Below are 2,195 nucleotides of genomic sequence, written 5' to 3' on the forward strand. Positions count from 1 at the left end.
TCGCGGTACCACCCTAAATTGTGAAACAGTGTCGTTTCACCACTCTTTAGACATAACGGTCTATAACCGTCTTTCACTACTCCTCACGTTTCGTAAAAGAAGCTCCAGGGGGTAATTCATAATTCGCTCTGTACTGGTTCGCACCGACCACCAGCTCTCTGAAATCAGAAATCGAAATACTACTAAATCCTATCAACGCCGATTCATATGATGTTAGTTAAATTTTTATCATATTTTCATCTTACATGTCAATAAAAATATTAAATGTTTTTTTAGGGGAATAAAGGATAATTGTTTTTAACGCTGTAAAAATGTACGTTATAATGAATTTGAAAGGGGGAGGAAAGAGTGAAGAAAAAAATAATTCTTTTTACCACTTTATTAGTTATTGGAGGAAGTGCTGGAATTTACACAGCTTTTGCGGCTGAATCAGAGCAGTTGAAACAAAAGCAAATACAACAGTCAGAAGTGAAGAAAGTAAAAGAAATAGAAGAGAAGAAATCAATGGAAAAAGCAGCAGAAAAACTAGGAGTTTCTACTGAGGGGAAAACAAAAGAAGAGGTTACGAAAGAAGTAAATACCGCTAGATTTGAGAAGCGTCATGATTTATTAATTGAGCACGCTAAGCAACTTGGAATTGATACAGAGGGGAAAAAAGATGAAGAAATTATTTTAGAAATTGGAAAGATACAGCATGGAAAGTAGAACAACTTATCGTATGATAAGTTGTTCTTTTTTAAGAACTATTTGATTTTAAAATAATTGACAGTCATTCGGATTTAATGTTAACTATATTTATAAACAAGTTAACATTAGGGGTGACAATTGTGACAATAAATAGTAGAACGATTGAAAAATCATCTTATACATATGAAGAATTAGCAGAGAAAAATAAAGCTTACGTATGGCACCCATTTACACAAATGAAAGATTATTTAGAAGAAGATCCTGTCATTATTGAACGTGGAGAGGGAAGAAAACTATACGATGTAAATGGTAATGAATATTGGGATGGTGTTTCATCTATATGGTTAAATGTTCACGGACATCAAGTACCGGAATTAGATGAAGCAATTCGTGAGCAATTAAATAAAATTGCTCATTCTACTATGTTAGGACTTGCTAACGTTCCATCTATTTTATTAGCAGAAAAAATTATTGAGGTTGTACCAGATGGATTGAAGAAGGTATTCTATTCTGATTCAGGTTCTACCGCTGTTGAAATTGCAATTAAGATGGCTTTCCAATATTGGCAGCATAAAGGGAAACCAAAGAAACAAAGATTCGTTACATTAAAAGAAGCATATCACGGTGATACAATTGGAGCTGTTTCAGTAGGAGCAATAGACTTGTTTCACCAAGTGTATAGTTCGCTCTTATTTGATGCGATTAAAATGCCGTATCCATATACATATCGTTCTCCTTACGGAAATAATAAGGAGGAAATTGTAAAAATCCATTTAGAAGAAATGGAAGAATTGTTGAAAGAAAAGCATGAAGAAGTAGCTGCCATCATTGTAGAGCCATTAATGCAAGGTGCTGGCGGAATGATTACAATGCCAAAAGGATATTTAAAAGGACTGCGCGATTTATGTACAAAGTACAATGTATTATTTATTACAGATGAGGTAGCGACTGGATTTGGGCGTACAGGGAAAATGTTTGCGTGTGAACATGAAAATGTGACGCCAGACATTTTAACTGCTGGGAAAGGTTTAACAGGTGGATATTTACCAATTGCAGTTACGGTAACGACAGATGAAATATATAATGCCTTCTTAGGAGAATATGAAGAACAAAAAACATTTTTCCATGGACATAGCTACACAGGTAATCCGTTAGGGTGTGCCGTAGCAATCGCGAATCTAGAACTATATGAAAAAACAAATTTAATAGAAGAAGTGGCACGTAAAACGGATTATGTGACAGCGCAATTAGAAAAGCTCTTTGCGTATAAACATGTAGGTGATATTCGTCAGTGCGGATTAATGGTTGGTATTGAGCTTGTGAAGAATAAGGAAACGAAAGAAGCGTTTGACTGGACAGAAAGAGTCGGTGTTCAAGTATGTAAACGCTCAAGAGAGCTGGGTATGATTTTACGACCGCTAGGTAACACGATTGTATTTATGCCACCACTTGCTTCTACTTTTGAAGAGATTGATGATATGTTACGCATTTTATATAAGGCAATCTCA

General features: G+C 35.1%; 2 protein-coding genes and 1 other annotated feature. Both genes read left to right on the forward strand.

Annotated features, from left to right (window positions below):
• Window positions 1-205: a binding site (T-box leader), on the reverse strand. This feature is flagged as partial in the annotation.
• A 143-nt stretch (window positions 206-348) separates the two neighbouring features.
• Entirely contained in the window at window positions 349-705 is a 357-nt protein-coding gene (locus MR107_RS29735) for a hypothetical protein (protein ID WP_000726902.1), read from the forward strand.
• 77 nt (window positions 706-782) lie between these two features.
• The coding region (gene bioA / locus MR107_RS29740; RefSeq protein ID WP_242293125.1) for an adenosylmethionine--8-amino-7-oxononanoate transaminase at window positions 783-2,195 on the forward strand (1,413 nt) is incomplete at its 3' end.

The sequence above is a fragment of the Bacillus cereus group sp. BfR-BA-01441 genome (assembly GCF_022663075.1).
GTDB lineage: Bacteria > Bacillota > Bacilli > Bacillales > Bacillaceae_G > Bacillus_A > Bacillus_A cereus.